We start from the raw sequence: 17,220 nt of genomic DNA on the forward strand, positions 1-17,220 counted from the left end.
CTCCCGCCACTGCCCACCCGTCCGGAACCGCCAGATCACCCCCTCGAACTGCTGCCGCAGCCGCTCAGGGTACGGGCCGAACCTGCCGATCGGGAGATAGGGCTTGATGAACTCCCATTCCTCATCCGTCAGCTGCGCACGCGTCACACACGCCGATCTACCGGATCAGGCCACGACGGACAGGCGAATCCCACAGATTGATCACAACCCGATACGCGCCCTAGCGCTCGCCGTCACGCCTTGGCGATCACCTGGGTCAGCGCGGCGAGAAACGCCTGCGGGTTCATCACCGCCACCACGTAGCGCTCGCCACCTCGCCCGCCGAGCTCGACGGCATGCATGCCCACCGGGACGTCGTACCCGCCGCCCAGCAGACGAGCTGCACGGCTCGTGGCCGGCGGGTGGAGCGTGATGTCGGCGACGGGAAGCGTGTGACGGCCCACGCGTAGCGTCCGGGGCGTCAGGGTGATGGCGTTGTAGCGGCGCTTGCTCAGCGAGACCAGCCCGGGGATCGAGGCGATGCCGAAGAACAGCGGAGTCAGGACGAGCACGGCATCGATCGGGAGCTCGTGATCCTGCACCCAGGCTTCCCCGAAGGACCAGGCCAGCAGCGCGGCGCACAGCGCCCAGGGCACGCCGAGCCACAGCTTCGGCTTTCCGGGCCGCTCCTGGTAGACGATCTCGGTGTCGGACAAGTGACTCCCTTCAGATGATCAGCGACCGATTCGGTCGGCAGCCGGCAGGCGACCTCCAGCCGACGCGGGGCATACCAGGCCCGGCGATGAGGTCGCGAATCCGCAGATGAGCAACGCACGATTCCCGCCGTACACGGGCGTCACCACTTGCCTTTCGAACTGTTCAGAAACGACATGACGCCAGAGACGATCGCTCCGCCGACGGTCAGCACAAGCCTGTCGGCGCCTTGCATGATGAGGGCCAGCGCGAGGTCGGTGGCGTCGGCGTCCGGCAGGACGACCATAGTCATCTCCACGCCGGCAGGAGGGTCACCTTTCCGCACCACTGGACCGCGTTCGCTGTCACGCAGTTCCTCATGCCCTGTTGGGCCGAACAAGTAGGTGTAGTGGCGATCCCCCAGCACGATGCTGATGCCCCTGTCCTCCATACGCAGAGCACGTCGGTTCCGGGAGAGACGAGCGGCGACCCCACCCACCGTCACCTTCGTATGCTCATCGACGGCGATGTATCCGGAGGCGCCGAACAGGTTGGAGATCTCCGCATCCGGCAACCCATCCCCGACGAGCGTCGCCTCTCGGGCGTTGGTGATTTTGAGGGAGATCTCCCCATACGGGCCCGCCGTACCGACCAGGTGCAGAAAGGTGTCTTTGCGCTCACGACGGCGTTCAGGCACTCGCTCGACAAGCTCAAAAGAGAAACCGGACACCGTACCTCACCGTCCAACAGAAGCGGGCAGTTGATCGAGGCCGGGGAGGAGCTCGGTGATCAGCTCCCAGACGCGCGGCGTCTCGACGGCCGGCAAGCGCTGCGGCTTTTCCGGCATCTGCTGAGAGCGCCATCTTCGCAGCGGCGCTAGATGTTGCCTTGCCCATTGTTGAAGACCGACATGATGCCGGACACGATCATCCCTGGCACGGTCAGCTGGGTGGTGTCGGCAGCCAGCAAAAGCAGGGCAAGGGCCAGGTCGGTGCCATCGGCTGGTGGCAGGACGACCATAACGGTCCTCGATCCGCGGAAGGGGCCGCGCCGCCGCGTGACCGCACCTCGTTCGCTGTCCCGTAGCTCCTCCTCTCCAGAGTCCAGGCGGAGGTAGGTGTATCGGCGATCACCCAGGCTGATGCCAAGACCACGTCCTTCCTTACGCAAGGCGCGCCGGTTTTGAGTGACAGTGGCGGTCACTCCGCCGACAGCCAGTCGCGTCCGGGCATCGACAGCGATGAGCCCTTCTGCGGGATTAGCAGGATGAGAGATGGAGCCGTCTGGCAGCCCCTCCGCAAGGAGCGTGGCTTCTTCGGGATAGGTGGTGATTTTCAAAGACACCTCCCCATACGGCCCCGCCGTGCCGGTCAGAAGCAGGAAGGTGGTCCTCCGCTCGGATCGAGAAGGCTTCTGCGGCACAAGCTCGAAGGTGAAATCCGACATCGCACATCACCGTCCCACCGGGGCAGCAAGTTGATCGAGGCTGGGGAGGAGCTCGGTGATCAGCTCCCAGACGCGCGGCGTCTGTGTGAAAACCAGCCTTAGCTCGCTGTCGGGCGTCACCGTCCCCGGCATGACCGGCTCGGCGGGACGTTCCCGTAGCCAGTAGCCCAGGGGACCGCAGTCGAGCACGGTGATCCCTCGGATGTCGGTGCCCCTGCCCTCGCGGTTGTTCCACGCTGCGGTCATCCGCCAGTTGCCGTTGAGCTGAAGCAGCAGGTGGGTGAAGACCGTCAGTTCGGGATCGGTGAGCCCGCCCTCGGCGGCGAGCGCCGCGCGCAACCGCGCGACGGTCTCCTCCACGTCGTCGGTGTCCGCTTCGGCGAGCGCCACGAAGCCGGCGTCCATGACACCGATCGTCGTGGTGATGATCGGGGCTGCCGGTGGCTTGGCGTCCCTCTCACGCAGACCCACCGCTCGCGCGAGTGACCATACGAGGGTGCTGAGTTCGGTGGGGACATACTCCGGCTCCGGCTCGCCGGGCCAGCCCTCGTACACGTAACAGGCCTCGTTGCCGACGACCGCGCCGTGGTTCGTCATGCCCTGGCCCCCGGTCATCTCGATCTGGACGAGCACGATCGGTTCGGCGAGGGCATCCGTCAGGTCAGCGAGCTCGGGGACGACGGCGTCATCGTCATTGATCAAACCGACGGCCCTCAACTCGTTCCGGGCAGTCACCAGGTCAGCCGTGACCGCCCTCCCCTCGTAAAGACAGCCCAGGACCCCCAAATGGGCCGGGCCAAGCCGGAACCGGCCACGTGCGCTGTCGAAGGACGGCATTACTCAATCTCCCTGCACTAGTCGAACGGGTTGAGGCTGCTGAAGACCTTTCTCGCCCCCTCGCCGATCGCCTCGCCCACCTTCTTCGCACCGGCCTCGATGTCATCCCAGTGTTCGATGACCTTCGCGCCGACGTAAACGGCACCCGTAATGACGGTAGCTCCGAGGGCGACGGGACTGGGGCAGATCATCGCGGCGGTTAGGGAGGCGTTGAAAGTAACCTCGGCGATATCCGCGACATATCCGGCGCCATTGCGCTTGAACGCGTCGATCGGGTTGCCCTGTGAGATAACGTTCGCCGCACTGTAGCCGGTGTTGGCGACCGCGCCCACAATGCCTAGCGACCGGAAGGCCCCAGCCGTACGGGCCACCACTCCTAGCCGGGTAAGGGCGGTGGGCTCGACCTTTAGGATCGCGGCGGCAGCCTCCATCTTTTTCGGGTCCGCGGTGGCCGACCAGACCTTGAGCAGGTTCGCCTCTCCGGCAGCTCGCACATCTACCCCGGCATGTGTCTTGCCACCCAGCAGCTCGGCGAGCCGGTTGTCGCCGAAGACGCGATTGAGAAAGTTGTTCACCCGGGCCCCAGCGAGCGCTCTGCCCGTTGTAACCGCCTTGGCGGCGCCGTCCATCTCCAGCTGATGAGGCAGCAGGGACACGTAGTCGCGGTAGAGCTTGCTCTTCATGAAAAGCTGCCGAGTGAGACCGGCGAGACCGGTGCCTGGAGCAGCGACAGATCTGGTGCGCGGTATCAGCTTTTTCGCCAGGGCGTTCGCCTTACCCTGCACGGCTGTGTCGATCAGTTTTGTGAGCGCCGGCTTCAGGATCTGATTGTTGAACAGCACGCGGCTGAGGGATACGGCCTGGGTGGTGACGATCGGGGCGGTGGCGGTGACCCCTTTGACATCGCTCACGATCTTGAGGATGTTGGCGACCGTCGCCTCGTGCGGTTCGAGGGCAGGGATGGCGTGCGAGACGGCGGCGGCCCTCAACCGCGTGAGGTAGTCGTCCAGCGACTCGCCGGGCTTGCGATGGAAATCCGTATTTCCCATCTTGTTCGCCCAGTCCGCGACCGAGTTGACGGAGATGAGAGTCGCCGGGTCGATCTTGTCGCCATTCGCGACGATTTCCAGCGGCGGAAAACCCGCCCACACGAGCCCGGCGAACGGGTCGCCGGTCTGCAGCCGGCCGATTGCGGCCCGCTGCCTCAGGTCCTTGGCCGTGTCGCTTCCCCAGGCAGGCAATTCCCGCAGTGGTGCGACGATTTGGGATGCCTGTAATGGCCAGGCGCGTTTAAAAACCTCATCCGCTGACCTGTTCAGGTCGTCCATAAGGCCGGCCAAGCGTTCGAGGTCTTCAGGCCTGAAGCTCCGCGTCACGCCTTCCCCCATGCGGCGGGAGCCTACCTGTAACTTATCCTCGAATAAAGCGCTGAGAGGAGAAAACGTGCCATCTCCACCCGAAGTGCAGGAACTCGAGAACAGGGCCGCCGAACTTCGGGAATTAGCCAACGACGTGGAGAAGCTGGTCGATGGAGTGAACGGCATGGCGGCCACCATGGAGTGGTCGGGCCCGTTGACCGACCGGATACGCGGCCAGATCGGCACCTGGAGGACGCGCTGCCGCACCGTGGCGGCCCAGCTTCTCGACGAGGCCGATCGACTGCAGCGCGAGGCCCGCGACCTGGTGAACAGGAACTGACGGAGACGTGCTGAACAAAAGCGGCGAGTGTTCCGTCGAAACGGGATGTCCGCCGATCGGCAAGGGAGCGTGCGATGCGCAGGGTTATGACGGCAGCCGTGGTGGTCGTGACGGCTACGGCGCTGGGCACGGGTCAGACCGCGACGGCACAGGCGGCGCAGGTGACGGCCGAGGTGGCGAGCGCGGTTCAGGCCACGGCGAAGCTGCCCAGGGGATTCCTGCTGAACGAGGCCAAGTTGAACGGCCCGCGCAGGCCGTGGGAGCACTTGAAGCTCAGCAACAGCCTGAAGAAGCCCCTTGAGGTGAACCCGTGCGGCCGCAGGACCGCCCGCGACGGCCGCAGCGCGAGCCGTACGTTCACCTATCTGGCGGAGACCGTCTATCGCAGCGAGCAGGTCGTGCTCTACCCGTCCGCGCGGGCCGCGAAGGCGGCGATGCGGTCCGTACGCGCCGACCTGGCCGAATGCGGCTCGGGGGGCCGCGGCCACGAACGCTACTCATACCGCTGGAAGAGCACCGGGGTCGGCGACGAGGCCCTCCGGATCGGCGGCTTCTTCTTCGAGAACCGTTCCCGCTCGGTCGTCGTCCGCCAAGGCAGCGCGATCGCGGTCTACGTCAGGACCGGCCTGGTCACCAAGAGCCTTCCGATCTCCCAGTTCCGCCCGCTGATCAAGGACGCGCGCACGATGGCCGCCAAGCTCTGCGGCCTCCCCGGCGTCTGCGGGTAGACCCGGCTGCCGTACACCGACCGGCTTCCCGTGCGGACGGTCAGGCCGTTCTGCGGGTCTCCGGGCCGCTGTCGCCGCCGACGACGGCACCGGGGAGGAGACGGGGAACGGGAGCCGGTCGCCGGCGGCGGAGCAGGCCCCAGCGGAGACGCAGGGGCGTGAGGAACGCCTCTGCCCGCAGCGCGGCGATGCCGATACGTGGCAGATCGCGGGCGGCGGGATAGAGCAGGAACCGCGGCTCCCACGAGGGCCGGAACTTGGCGTTGAAGCGATACAGCGACTCGATCTGGAACCAGCGGGACAGGAAGACGAGGACACCGCGCCAGGCCCGCAGCACCGGCCCCGCCCCCAGCCGCTCACCCCGGGCCAGCGCGGAGCGGAACATCGCGAAGTTCAGCGAGACCCTGGTCACGCCGAAGTCCGGCGCGGCCTGCAGGGCCCACACGATCAGCAGCTCGTTGAGCCCGGGGTCGGCCTCGCGGTCGCGCCGCATGAGGTCGAGAGAGATGCCGTCGGCCCCCCAGGGCACGAAGTGCAGGACGGCCTGGATGTCCCCGCCCGGTGCCTCCTCGCCCTCGGACGTGGCCCGGTGGGCCGTGACCACCAGGCAGCCGGCGTCGGCCGGGTCGCCGAACCGGCCGAGCGCCATCGAGAAGCCCCGCTCGGTCTCGGTGCCGCGCCACCGGTCGGCCAGGTCGGCGATGCGCCGGCGCTCCGCCTCGCTCAGGTCTCCCGTACGCCGCACCCGGCAGGTGTAGCCGAGGCGCTCCACCCGCCTGACCATCTGACGTACGTTGCGCAGGGCCCGGCCTTCCAGGGTGAAGCCGGCCACGTCGACGACGGCCTCGTCGCCGATCTCCAGTGCGTCGAGGCCGCCCTCCCTGGCCCACACCTCGCCGCTGGTCTCGCCGCAGCCGATGACGGCCGGGACCCACGCGTGCCGCCTGGCCTCCTCAAGGAACCGCCTGATCGCCCCGGGCCACGCCTCCGGGTCGCCGATGGGGTCGCCGCTGGCCAGCATCACCCCTGCGACGACGCGGTAGGCCACGGCGGCCTTGCCGCTGGGCGAGAAGATCACGCTCTTGTCCCGGCGGAGCGCGAAGTATCCGAGCGAGTCCTGCCGGCCATAACGGTCGAGCAGGGCCCGCAGCCGCCGCTCGTCGTCCTCGTCCAGCGCCGCGACCGGCCGTTCCGGCCGGAGGGCGAGGTAGATCGTGGTGACGGCGGTGAGCGCGCCGAGCCCGGCGAGCGAGAAGTAGACCAGGTCGCCGGTGCGCTCGGACGTGAACACGACCGGCCCCTCCAGGCCCACCAGGCCGAGCACGACGTGCCACACCTGGTCGCCGAAGCCGGGGTCACCCGCGACCGTACGGTGATGTGCGGCGACGAGGATCCACCCGATCACGATGTCGAACGCGCCGAGCACCAGCAGGTTCCACAGCGCCCGCCAGCGCGAACGTGGGTCCGACAGGGCGTAGAACTCCCCTCTACCGGCCAGCAGCACCACCCACAGGAGCAGCGAGACCGACGCGGCGACCGGATGCCGGTGCAGACCTTCGAGCACGGCGTCCACCGGGAGCAGCACCACGACCGCGCGCCAAGCCCGCGCCTTACGCCGCCTGAGGGCGTGGGCGAGCATGATCAGCAGGATGCCGACCAGGAGCGACGCCGTCTCGGCGAGCGTCGTGACGGCACCCGGCAGGACGCTCGCGATCTCGCCGATCCGGCTCGCGCGCAGGCTCGGCACCAGGCCCCTGACGATGTCCAGGATGCCGATCAGCAGCGCGGCCCCGGCCGCCAGCCCCGGGACCCGAGACCGCAGGTCATACGCTAGCGTCCGACTGCTCACACACAGTGACGATAAGTCATGATTTGTCGGGTCGGCGGCCTCGAGCCCGATTCTTGGACCGGGCTTGACAAGGACCAACGGCCACCGCCCCCGCAGGTACGCCAAGAGGGCGAGCGGCCGCGGAAGGATCGGGGCCGGGCGAACACAGTGAAGCACGCGCGCCGGAAATATCCGGTGACGTCACGCACCGCCCGAGAAAACCGGCAGACCAATCCGGCGCACCAGCCCGGCGGAGCAGCCCGGTGAAGGCGCACCAGCCCGGCGGAGCAGCCCGGTTGATCAGGCGCGCTCGGCGGCTTCGACGACGTTGGCCAGCAGCATGGCCCGGGTCATCGGCCCCACCCCGCCGGGGTTGGGGGCGACGAAGCCCGCGACCTCGCGTACGTCGGGAGCCACGTCACCGGTGAGCTTGCCGTCGACCCGGGAGACGCCCACGTCGAGCACAGCAGCGCCGGGCTTGACCATGTCGGCGGTGATGAGGTGGGGCACTCCGGCCGCGGCGACCACGATGTCCGCCCTGCGCACGTGGGACGCCAGGTCCTGGGTGCCGGTGTGGCAGAGCGTGACGGTGGCGTTCTCCGCGCGGCGGGTGAGCAGCAGGCCCAGCGGACGGCCCACGGTGATGCCCCGGCCGACCACGACGACCTCGGCGCCCTTGAGCGGCACGCCGTACTCCTGGAGGAGGACCACGATGCCGCGCGGCGTGCACGGCAGCGGGGCGTCGACCATGTGGACGAGCCTGCCCAGGTTGACCGGGTGGAGGCCGTCGGCGTCCTTGGCCGGGTCCATGCGCTCGATGAGCGCCTGGGTGTCCAGGTGGCGCGGCAGCGGCAGCTGGATGATGTAGCCCGTGCAGGCCGGGTCGGCGTTCAAATCGTCGACCGCCGCCTCCACGTCGGCCTGGGTGGCGCTTTCCGGCAGGTCCTTGCGGATGGAGGTGATGCCGACCTCGGCGCAGTCGCGGTGCTTGCCCGCGACGTAGATCTGGCTGCCCGGATCGTCTCCGACGAGGATCGTGCCCAGGCCGGGGGTGACGCCCCGGTTCGCCAGGGCCTTCACCCGTTCCGCCAGCTCACCCTTGATCTTGGCGGCGGTCGCCTTGCCGTCCAGAAGCCGCGCGGTCATGGCACTTCCCGTCCTTCCAGGTGTGTTACCTTCCCCCCTCGCGCCGCTCGATGATCCGGCGGGTGAAGGGGATGAACTCCACGATCCGCCAGCCGAAGTAGGCGGCCATCGCGGCGACGGGCAGCAGCGCGATCGGACTGTTCCACACGCCGCTCAACGTCGCGAAGGAGCTCATGATCGTATCAAGGGGCATGGAGAGACTCCGTGGAGAGGATGGGGTAGGCGCTTCAGATTAACCGCCCAAATGGGGTGATCGTGCCGCTTTCACCCCATCCGCCCCAACAATCACCTCTCCATGCCGATAGGTCCGGCCTTCTCGATCAGTGGAAGAAGTGCCGCGTCCCGGTGAAGTAGAGCGTGATGCCCGCCTCCTTGGCCGCCTCGATGACCAGCTCGTCGCGGATCGAGCCGCCCGGCTCGACGATCGCCTTCACCCCGGCCTCCGCCAGCACCTGCAGGCCGTCGGGGAAGGGGAAGTACGCGTCGGAGGCCCCGACCGACCCGGCCGCGCGCTCGCCGGCCCGGGAGACCGCCAGCCGGGCCGAGTCGACCCGGTTGACCTGGCCCATGCCGACGCCGACGGTCGCACCGCCGGACGCGAGCAGGATCGCGTTGGACTTCACCGAACGGCAGGCCCGCCAGGCGAAGGCGAGATCGGCCAGCACCTCGGGCGAGGCCGCCTCTCCGGTCTTCAGCTCCCACGTGGACGGGTCGTCGCCGGGCGCGTCCACCCGGTCGACCGTCTGCACTAGCAGGCCGCCGTCGATGCGGCGGAACTCCGCGGCGTTCGACGGGCCCTCGGGGCAGGCGAGCAGGCGGATGTTCTTCTTCTCCCTGAGCACGTCGAGCGCGTCCGCCGCGAACGACGGCGCGACCACGACCTCGGTGAAGATCGGCGCGATCTGCTCGGCCAGCTCGCGGGTCACCTCGCGGTTGACCGCGATCACCCCGCCGTACGCGGAGACCGGGTCGCACTCGTGCGCCTTGCGGTGCGCCTCGACGACGTCGGCGCCCACCGCGATGCCGCAGGGGTTGGCGTGCTTGATGATGGCCACGCACGGCTCGGCGAAGTCCCAGGCGGCCCGCCAGGCGGCGTCGGCGTCCACGTAGTTGTTGTAGGACATCTCCTTGCCGTGGAGCTGCTCGGCGTTGGCCAGGCCGCCCTTCTCGCCGGTGTAGAGGGCCGCTGCCTGGTGCGGGTTCTCGCCGTACCGCAGGGCGGTCTTGCGCTTCCACGCCGCGCCCATGAACGACGGCCAGTCGCCCTCGGGCGCGTACACGTTGGCGAACCAGGACGCGACCGCGACGTCGTAGGCGGCGGTGTGCGCGTACGCCGTGGCGGCCAGCCTCTTGCGCTCGGTCAGCGTGAAGCCGCCCTCGGCGACCGCGGCCAGCACCTGGCCGTACGCCGCGGGGTCGACGACCACGGCCACCGTGCCGTGGTTCTTGGCGGCGGCGCGGATCATCGCGGGGCCGCCGATGTCGATCTGCTCGACGCACTCGGCGTCGGACGCGCCGGAGGCGACCGTGGCGGCGAACGGATAGAGGTTCACCACCGCGAGCTGGAACGGCTCGATCTCCAGCTCCTCCAGCTGCTTGACGTGGGAGGGGTTGGCGCCGTCGGCGAGCAGCCCGGCGTGCACCCGCGGGTGGAGGGTCTTGACCCGCCCGTCCAGGCACTCGGGGAATCCGGTGAGCGACTCCACCTTGGTGACCGGCACGCCGTAGGAGGCGATCGCGGCGGCGGTGCCGCCGGTCGACACGATCTCCACGCCCGCGGCCTCAAGCCCCCGCGCCAGGTCCTCGAGACCCGTCTTGTCGTAAACGGTGATCAGCGCACGGCGGATGGCGATGCGGGTCACTTCGTGATCCTTCCTGGTGTCGGGCCGTCTGCGGCCTGTCCTGCGACTCGTCCCGTCCCGAGGCGCACGGTCCGCCCGGTCAGGGTCCAGCCTTCGCGGGCCATGCGGCCCACGGTCTCGACGAGAAGACGCCGCTCGACGGTCTTGATGCGCTCGTGCAGCGACTCCTCGTCGTCCCCCTCCCGTACGGGCACCGCCTCCTGGGCGATCACCGGGCCCGTGTCCACGCCCGCGTCCACGAGGTGGACGGTGCACCCGGTGACGCGGACGCCGTACGCGAGGGCGTCGCGCACGGCATGCGCGCCGGGAAAGGCGGGCAGCAACGCCGGATGGGTGTTGACCACGGGAAACGCGCCCAGCACACGAGGACCGAGGATCTTCATGAAACCGGCGGAGACCACCAGGTCGGGCTTGTGCTCGGCGATGCGCCCGGCAAGCCCCTCGTCCCATTCATCCCGGGTCGGGTGGTCGCCCACCCTCTCGACGAACGTGGGGACGCCGGCGCGCTCGGCCCGGGCCAGGCCCTCGATACCGGTACGGTCGGCCCCAACGGCGACGACCGCCGCGCCGAACGCGTCGTCGGCCGCCGCGTCCAGCAGCGCTTGCAGGTTGGTCCCCGAACCCGAGACGAGGACGACAAGCCGGACGGACAGAGCGGAACTCCTTCGTGAGCTGCCTTCGTTTTGCAGGTGGTTGCCGGGAGATGGTTCCTTAGAGAGTGGTCGAGCGTGGAGGACCGTCCCTCGACGCAGCTAAAGCGTATCGGGCGCCGGCCATCACGACTGACGACGGGTTATGCGGAACGCGAGGCGAGGAGACCGTGACAACACCCCTGCAGACGCCGACCCCTGCGACCGGAGGTCGCCGGGCGCTCGCGCTCGCCATCATGGCCCTGGTCTTCACGCTGATGCTGCCTGCGGCCGGGCTGGCGCTGTCGATATTCGCGATCGTCATCGCGATCCGTGACCTCCGCCTGCTCAGCCGCGAACGACGCGGGATCGGACTCGCGACCGGGGCCGTCGTGCTGTCGTCGCTCGCGTTCGTCCTGGGGATCGTGACCACGGGATTCCAGCTCTACTTCTCCGACGAGCTCAACGCCTACAACGAGTGCCGCAAGGGCGCGGGCACGGTGGCGGCCCAGCAGGACTGCTCCGAGCAGCTGATGCGGTCGTTCGAACGGAAGATGGGCATGGCCTGGCCCTCCGGGGTCCCGGCTCCCGCCTGACGGCCACGGGCAAGCCGTACACGCCGTAGCCCCGGCCCTCGCCTGACGGCCACGGGCAAGCCGTACACGCCGTAGCCCCCTCCCCCCGCCTGGCGACACGACGGCGGGTGAGCCGCGCGGCGTCGCGTACGGCTCGCCGGGCTTGCCCTTGACGCGCGGGTCAGGGGTTAGCGTCGCGGGGCTTGTGCGGCCGTGGCCGTACGAGCGGTCCCTTTCCCGACACCGTGGGAGTCGCCATGCCCCCGACCCTGCCCCGCGCCACGACTTTGGCCACCACCGCGAGCCTGCCCCGCACCGTGCGGGAGATCCGCCTCGCCGACGTTCCGTCCGGTGGTCTTCCCGGCCCCGAGCATCTGACCTTCGCCGAGGTCCCGCTGCCCGTGCCGGGGCACGGTGAGGTGCTGGTGCGCAACCGCTGGTTCCAGGTCTTCCCCTCGCTGCGCACGCTGATCGCCGGAGGGGTGCCCGGCACGCCCTTCCCCGCGCTCCATCCCGGAGACACGCTGTTCGGCCCGGCCGTCGGCGAGGTCGTCGCGGCCCCGGCGGACGGCGACCTGCGGCCGGGCGACCTGATCGCGCATTTCCAGGGCTGGCGTGAGTTCGCCGCGGTGCCCGCCACCGCGCCGCTGGGCGACTCCCTGCCCGACCCCGCCGCGCATCTCGCGTCCGGCGGCGCGACCGCGTACGCGGCCCTGGCCCGGATCGCCCGGCTGCGCGCGGGCGAGACGGTGCTCGTCACCGGGGGCGCCGGAGGCGTCGGGTCGCTCGCCGGGCAGATCGCCCGGCAACTGGGCGCAGGGCACGTGATCGGCACCACCGGCTCCCCGGCCAAGGCCGGGCGCATGACCGCCGAGCTCGGCTACGACGCGGTGGTGCTCCGCGACGGCGGCCCGATCGGCGGACGGCTGGCCGAGGCCGCGCCCGACGGGGTCGACGTGGTCGTCGACACCGTGGGCGGCGAACAGCTTCAGGCCGCGGTGGCCGCGGCGCGGCCCGGCGCCCGCCTCGTCGTGGTCGGCACCCTGGCCACCCAGCTCTCGCCCGCGTCCGGCGGCACGACGGCCCCGGTGGAGCTGGACGCCTTCCAGCTCATCGCCAGGAACATCACCATCCGCGGCCTCGTCGGCGTCGACGGCGAGGTCCACGCGGAGTGGACGGAGCGCTTCGGCGCCTGGCTGCGATCGGGCGCCGTCACCTTCCCGCACACGCGGATCGCGGGCATCGAACGCGCGCCGCTGGCGTTGCGTGAGTTGTTCGAAGGACGACACGTGGGGACGGTCGTCATCGAGATGTGACCACAGCCGGGAGGTCTCATGCGGATCGGCGACGCCGCGGCGGCGGCCGGGACCACGCCACGCGCCCTACGCCTGTACGAGCAGCGCGGGTTGCTCCCGCCGCCCGCGCGGACCTCGTCCGGCCAGCGGGAGTACGGCCCGAGGGACATCGCCCGCATCCGCCTGGTGCGGCAGTTGCTCGCCCTCGGCCTGACCATCGAGGACGTCGCCCGCTGCGCCGACCGCCTGCACCTGCTGGAGGGCGACACGCTTCCGCCGTACGGCAGCCCCGGCTGCTCCGGCAACGGCGACGGCAACGGCGACGGGAGTGGCGGCGGCAGGAGGGTCGTGCAGCGCCGGATCGCCGCCCTGGACGCCGAGATCGCCCGCCTGACGGACCTGCGGAACCGGCTCGCCTCGGCCATCGCCGGGCCGGAGCGCACAGACCACACAGACCGTACGGAGCGTACGGAGCGGGCGGATCAGTCGCGGTCCCAGGCGTAGGGATCGACGTAGATGACGTGACCCCCACGGTCGTCGGTCTCGTCCACGATGTCCTTGCGCGGCGCCGGCGGGGGGCTCGGGTCACGGCGCTTCGGCGCCGGTTTGCGCGGCTTCCCGGGGGTCTGGGATGCGGCCCCGGCCCGCCGCGCGTCCATGGCGTCGAAGGTCTCCGCCGCCGCCGCGGCGTGCTCGTCGGTCCAGTCGTCCCTGATGACCGGGATCGGCTGGGTGTCGGCCTCGGTGGCGTCCAGCCAGTGGCCCGGCAGGTGGGCGCCGCGTGTGGGCCGCACCCGCCCGGCCGCCTTGGCGATCACGGCTCCGGCCTTCCGCACCGGCTCGGGCGGGGTGGCAGGACGCCGGGAGATCAGCCACCAGTTGGCGATGCCGGCCGAGATCCCGGCGGCCACGCCGACCTCCAGTGTGACCGACAGCGCCACCTCCCAGGGGGACGGCCCCACGGCGGCCAGGCCCGCCCCGCCGAGCGGGCCGCCCGACAGCGCGGCGAGCGTTCCCGCGACGAGCCCGGAGGTGATCCCGCAGACGAACCCCCACAGCGGCGCGGCCTCGATCGAAGGGGTCGGCGCGACGCGGGCCGTCACCACGCCGGCGACCGCACCGGCCGCGAACGGCACCGCGATCACACTCATGACCCACGGGGGCGCGGCTCCGGACGACGGCAGGGCGCCCAGCAGCGGCAGCATGGGCACCGCGCTCAGCTTGACCCCGGTGGGCGCGACCAGCGTCCCGGCGCCCACCGCGAACCCCGGCCCGGAGATGTAGGCCATGCCCCAGATGACGGCGTTGAAGAAGTAGAGGACCTCCAGGAGCAGGAGCAGCAGGCCGCCGACCACTCCGGGGCTGAGCACCTCCGACATCTGCTGGATCCGGGCGAAGTTGACCACCACGGCCGCGAGGACCAGCACGGCCCCGGCCACGAGCATCAGCACGGTCGCGACGGCCGTGCCCGCCACGAGCGAGCGCGGCCGCTCGGGCAGCAGGCGCAGCATCGAGCGCCACGGCCCGATCGTGCGGGCGGTGGCCACCGATCCGGTGACGAACGCCAGCAGCAGGTGGCTGACCAGCGCCTCTCCGAGGAACGGCTCCATGATCTCGTTGCCGGAGACGAGGGCGATCACCCCGGCGAGCAGCGCGTACGGCGCGGCCAGCGAGATGCCGGCCTGGGCGATGAGGGCGAGCTGAGCGCGGCGCCGGGCGTTCTCGACGTCGCGCGGCGTGCCCTTGGGCAGCCGGGCGGGCATCCGCACCCGCAGGTCCGCGTCGCGCGCCATCCACAGGCCCGCCCGATAGAGCAGCACCCCCGGCAGGATCATCAGGCCGATGGGCAGCAGGCCCACCCGGCCGCCGGGGATCGCGAAACCGGCGTGGTGGGCGGCGAGCCAGAGCTGGCAGGCCGTACGGAAGACGCCGGGCAGGCCCTCGCCGAACGGCCCGCGGGGCGCGGCCATCCAGCCGATGAGGGTGAGCGTGGTGAGCACGGCCAGGCCGACGCCGAGCGTCCCGACCGCGGCCAGCATGCCCGAGACGGGGAGCGGCCGGCGGGTCTCCTCGTCGTCCCCGGCTCCCGTGCGGCCGAGCACGGCGCGGGGAGCGGTCCTGAACTGGTCGAGAAGGCCCGTCACGTTACCGCATCATCCCAGCCCGGCGGCGTTGCTCCACGTCGCCACGCCGGGGAGTACGCAATCCGGACGCATCGGCACGCGCGCCGGCCGGGCCCCGGAAACGACCGCGACCTTGCGCTCACACCACCACGGCGGTGGGAGCACAAGGTCGCGGACGACAGCCGGATGTATGAGATCAGCGGCTGGACATGATCTCGCGCATCAGGCGGGCGGTCTCGCTGGGCGTACGGCCGACGCGGACGCCGACCTTCTCCAGGGCCTCCTTCTTGGCCTGGGCGGTGCCGGCGGAGCCGGACACGATCGCGCCCGCGTGGCCCATGGTCTTGCCCTCGGGCGCGGTGAACCCGGCGACGTAGGCGACGACCGGCTTGGTCACGTGCTCGTTGATGTAGGCCGCCGCGCGCTCCTCGGCGTCGCCGCCGATCTCGCCGATCATCACGATCGCGTCGGTCTCCGGGTCGTCCTGGAACGCCTGGAGGGCGTCGATGTGCGTCGTGCCGATGACCGGGTCGCCGCCGATGCCGACGCAGGTGGAGAAGCCGATGTCACGCAGCTCGTACATGAGCTGGTAGGTCAGCGTGCCGGACTTCGACACCAGGCCGACGCGGCCCTTGGTGGTGATGTCGGCCGGGATGATGCCGGCGTTCGACGCGCCGGGCGAGGCGATGCCGGGGCAGTTCGGGCCGATGATGCGGGTCTTGTTGCCCTTGGAGACGGCGTACGCCCAGAACTCGGTGGTGTCGTGGACCGGCACGCCCTCGGTGATGACCACGCACAGCGGGATCTCGGCGTCGATGGCCTCGCGGACGGCGGCCTTGGTGTGGGCCGGGGGCACGAAGACGACCGACACGTCGGCGCCCGTCTGCTCCATGGCCTCCTTGACCGTGCCGAAGACCGGCAGGCCCTCGTGCGTGACGCCGGCCTTGCGGGCGTTCACGCCGCCCACGACCTTGACGCCGGCGGCGAGCATGCGGCGGGTGTGCTTGGTGCCCTCACCACCGGTCATGCCCTGAACGATGATCTTGCTGTTCTCGGTGAGCCAGATAGCCATTACGCACCTACCGCGGCGAGCTCGGCGGCGCGCTTGGCCGCTTCGTCCATCGTGTCGACCAGCTCGACGCGCGGCAGCGCGGCGTCGGCCAGGATCTGCCGCCCCAGGGCGGCGTTGTTGCCGTCCAGGCGGACGACCAGCGGGTGGGTCACTTCCTCGCCCCGGCTCCGCAGGAGCTCGAAGGCGGAGACGATGCCGTTCGCGACCGCGTCGCAGGCGGTGATGCCGCCGAAGACGTTCACGAAGACCGACTTCACCGACGGGTCGGACAGGATGATCTCCAGGCCGTTCGCCATGACCTCGGCCGAGGCGCCGCCGCCGATGTCGAGGAAGTTGGCCGGCTTGGGCTGGCCGGGGAGCTCCTCACCCGCGTACGCCACGACGTCGAGCGTGGACATGACCAGGCCCGCGCCGTTGCCGATGATGCCGACGTTGCCGTCGAGCTTGACGTAGTTGAGGTGCTTCTCCTTGGCCCGGGCCTCCAGCGGGTCCTCCGCGGCCTTGTCGACGTACGCCGCGTGCTCCGGCTGGCGGAAGTTCGCGTTGTCGTCGAGGGTGACCTTGCCGTCGAGGGCCTTCACCTGGCCGTCGGCCGACAGGATCATCGGGTTGACCTCGACGAGCGTGGCGTCCTCGTCGACGAAGACCGCCCAGAGCTTCTCGATCAGCTCGGCGGCGCCGTCCAGCGCCTGCTGCGGCAGGCCGCCCGCCACCGCGATCTCGCGGGCCTTGGCGCGGTCGACGCCCGTCAGCGGGCTGACCGGCACCTTCGCCACCTTCTCCGGCGCGGTGTGCGCGACCTCCTCGATGTCCATGCCGCCCGAGGCGGAGCAGATGGCGAGGAAGGTGCGGTTGGCGCGGTCGAGCAGGAAGGAGAAGTAGTACTCCTCCGCGATCTGGCTGGCCTCCTCGATCAGGACCTTGTGGACCGTGTGGCCCTTGATGTCCATGCCGAGGATCTGCGTCGCCTTCGCGTGGGCGTCGGCGGCGTCGTCGGCCACCTTCACGCCGCCGGCCTTGCCGCGCCCGCCGGTCTTGACCTGGGCCTTGACGACAACGCGTCCGGTGAGCTGCTCTGCAGCCGCCCGCGCCTCCTCCGGCGTGTGCGCGACGATTCCGCGCGGCACCGGGATGCCGTACTCCGCGAAGAGCTCCTTCGCCTGATGTTCGAACAGGTCCACGAGGGTCCGTCCCTTTTGATGTCCGAGGCCGGGCGCCGTCGTCCCGCCCGGCGTTTCCGCGCATGAAGCCTAGTCCCCGTACGAGCGTGGCCGCGTCGTCGGGTCCCGCCGGAGCCTTGCCAACAACC

19 protein-coding genes are annotated in these 17,220 nt (G+C 70.3%); 5 read left to right on the forward strand and 14 right to left on the reverse strand.

Features of this window, described 5'->3' with window-relative positions; translation table 11 throughout:
* The 6 genes from FLV34_RS35355 to FLV34_RS35380 form a co-directional block, all read right to left on the reverse strand.
* On the reverse strand, window positions 1-147 hold a 147-nt coding region (locus FLV34_RS35355), incomplete at its 3' end, for a transposase (protein WP_147945171.1).
* Between the two features lie 86 nt (window positions 148-233).
* Window positions 234-695, reverse strand: a complete 462-nt coding sequence (locus FLV34_RS35360; protein ID WP_147945172.1) for a hypothetical protein — start codon at window positions 693-695, stop codon at window positions 234-236.
* Window positions 696-835: 140 nt separating this feature from the next.
* Window positions 836-1,402 (reverse strand): hypothetical protein, encoded by a 567-nt coding sequence (locus FLV34_RS35365; protein WP_147945173.1) that lies wholly within the window; start codon window positions 1,400-1,402, stop codon window positions 836-838.
* A gap of 146 nt (window positions 1,403-1,548) precedes the next feature.
* Window positions 1,549-2,118: a hypothetical protein gene (locus FLV34_RS35370; RefSeq protein WP_142646606.1), complete on the reverse strand. Its 570-nt coding sequence runs from the start codon at window positions 2,116-2,118 to the stop codon at window positions 1,549-1,551.
* Between the two features lie 6 nt (window positions 2,119-2,124).
* A complete protein-coding gene (locus tag FLV34_RS35375) occupies window positions 2,125-2,820 on the reverse strand; it encodes a hypothetical protein (protein WP_142646607.1) in 696 nt (231 codons plus the stop codon).
* 152 nt (window positions 2,821-2,972) lie between these two features.
* A complete protein-coding gene (locus FLV34_RS35380; protein WP_147945174.1) occupies window positions 2,973-4,343 on the reverse strand; it encodes a PE-PGRS family protein in 1,371 nt (456 codons plus the stop codon).
* A gap of 55 nt (window positions 4,344-4,398) precedes the next feature.
* Between FLV34_RS35380 and FLV34_RS35385 the strand changes: the two genes are divergently transcribed.
* Entirely contained in the window at window positions 4,399-4,653 is a 255-nt protein-coding gene (locus FLV34_RS35385; protein ID WP_147945175.1) for a hypothetical protein, read from the forward strand.
* A 74-nt stretch (window positions 4,654-4,727) separates the two neighbouring features.
* The gene (locus tag FLV34_RS35390; protein ID WP_147945176.1) at window positions 4,728-5,381 is read left to right on the forward strand and encodes a hypothetical protein; all 654 of its coding nucleotides are present in this window, start codon (window positions 4,728-4,730) and stop codon (window positions 5,379-5,381) included.
* Window positions 5,382-5,421: 40 nt separating this feature from the next.
* Here the strand turns inward: FLV34_RS35390 and FLV34_RS35395 are convergent, their stop codons facing one another.
* The 5 genes from FLV34_RS35395 to purN all read right to left on the reverse strand — a co-directional run bounded on the left by FLV34_RS35395 (window position 5,422) and on the right by purN (window position 10,870).
* Window positions 5,422-7,230 carry a phosphatidylglycerol lysyltransferase domain-containing protein gene (locus tag FLV34_RS35395; protein WP_222709744.1) on the reverse strand — a complete coding sequence of 603 codons (1,809 nt, stop codon included), beginning with the start codon at window positions 7,228-7,230 and terminating at the stop codon, window positions 5,422-5,424.
* Between the two features lie 279 nt (window positions 7,231-7,509).
* Window positions 7,510-8,355: a bifunctional methylenetetrahydrofolate dehydrogenase/methenyltetrahydrofolate cyclohydrolase gene (locus FLV34_RS35400; RefSeq protein WP_142646617.1), complete on the reverse strand. Its 846-nt coding sequence runs from the start codon at window positions 8,353-8,355 to the stop codon at window positions 7,510-7,512.
* Between the two features lie 25 nt (window positions 8,356-8,380).
* Complete coding sequence (locus FLV34_RS40925; protein WP_168065741.1) at window positions 8,381-8,548, reverse strand: hypothetical protein; 168 nt, start codon at window positions 8,546-8,548, stop codon at window positions 8,381-8,383.
* Window positions 8,549-8,675: 127 nt separating this feature from the next.
* Complete coding sequence (purH, locus tag FLV34_RS35405) at window positions 8,676-10,217, reverse strand: bifunctional phosphoribosylaminoimidazolecarboxamide formyltransferase/IMP cyclohydrolase (protein WP_147945177.1); 1,542 nt, start codon at window positions 10,215-10,217, stop codon at window positions 8,676-8,678.
* Window positions 10,214-10,870, reverse strand: coding sequence for a phosphoribosylglycinamide formyltransferase (gene purN, locus FLV34_RS35410; RefSeq protein ID WP_147945178.1), 657 nt, complete (start codon window positions 10,868-10,870; stop codon window positions 10,214-10,216). Before purN ends, purH begins: the two co-directional genes overlap by 4 nt.
* A 167-nt stretch (window positions 10,871-11,037) precedes the next feature.
* Between purN and FLV34_RS35415 the strand changes: the two genes are divergently transcribed.
* From FLV34_RS35415 to FLV34_RS35425, 3 genes are all read left to right on the forward strand, one after another.
* Window positions 11,038-11,442: a hypothetical protein gene (locus FLV34_RS35415; protein ID WP_142646623.1), complete on the forward strand. Its 405-nt coding sequence runs from the start codon at window positions 11,038-11,040 to the stop codon at window positions 11,440-11,442.
* A gap of 236 nt (window positions 11,443-11,678) precedes the next feature.
* Window positions 11,679-12,737 carry an NADP-dependent oxidoreductase gene (locus FLV34_RS35420; protein WP_147945179.1) on the forward strand — a complete coding sequence of 353 codons (1,059 nt, stop codon included), beginning with the start codon at window positions 11,679-11,681 and terminating at the stop codon, window positions 12,735-12,737.
* Between the two features lie 18 nt (window positions 12,738-12,755).
* Window positions 12,756-13,220, forward strand: coding sequence for a MerR family transcriptional regulator (locus FLV34_RS35425; protein WP_142646627.1), 465 nt, complete (start codon window positions 12,756-12,758; stop codon window positions 13,218-13,220).
* Here FLV34_RS35425 and FLV34_RS35430 read toward each other — a convergent pair.
* The 3 genes from FLV34_RS35430 to sucC form a co-directional block, all read right to left on the reverse strand.
* Window positions 13,199-14,860: a DUF6350 family protein gene (locus tag FLV34_RS35430; protein ID WP_147945180.1), complete on the reverse strand. Its 1,662-nt coding sequence runs from the start codon at window positions 14,858-14,860 to the stop codon at window positions 13,199-13,201. The two genes, FLV34_RS35425 and FLV34_RS35430, sit on opposite strands and share 22 nt — an antisense overlap.
* 175 nt (window positions 14,861-15,035) lie before the next feature.
* Window positions 15,036-15,911, reverse strand: coding sequence for a succinate--CoA ligase subunit alpha (sucD, locus tag FLV34_RS35435; RefSeq protein WP_142616477.1), 876 nt, complete (start codon window positions 15,909-15,911; stop codon window positions 15,036-15,038).
* Complete coding sequence (gene sucC, locus FLV34_RS35440) at window positions 15,911-17,092, reverse strand: ADP-forming succinate--CoA ligase subunit beta (RefSeq protein WP_142646631.1); 1,182 nt, start codon at window positions 17,090-17,092, stop codon at window positions 15,911-15,913. Before sucC ends, sucD begins: the two co-directional genes overlap by 1 nt.
* Between the last annotated feature and the right edge of the window lie 128 nt (window positions 17,093-17,220).

Origin of the sequence: Microbispora sp. CSR-4, from assembly GCF_008033685.1 — a bacterium.
In the GTDB taxonomy this organism is placed as follows: Bacteria; Actinomycetota; Actinomycetes; order Streptosporangiales; family Streptosporangiaceae; genus Microbispora.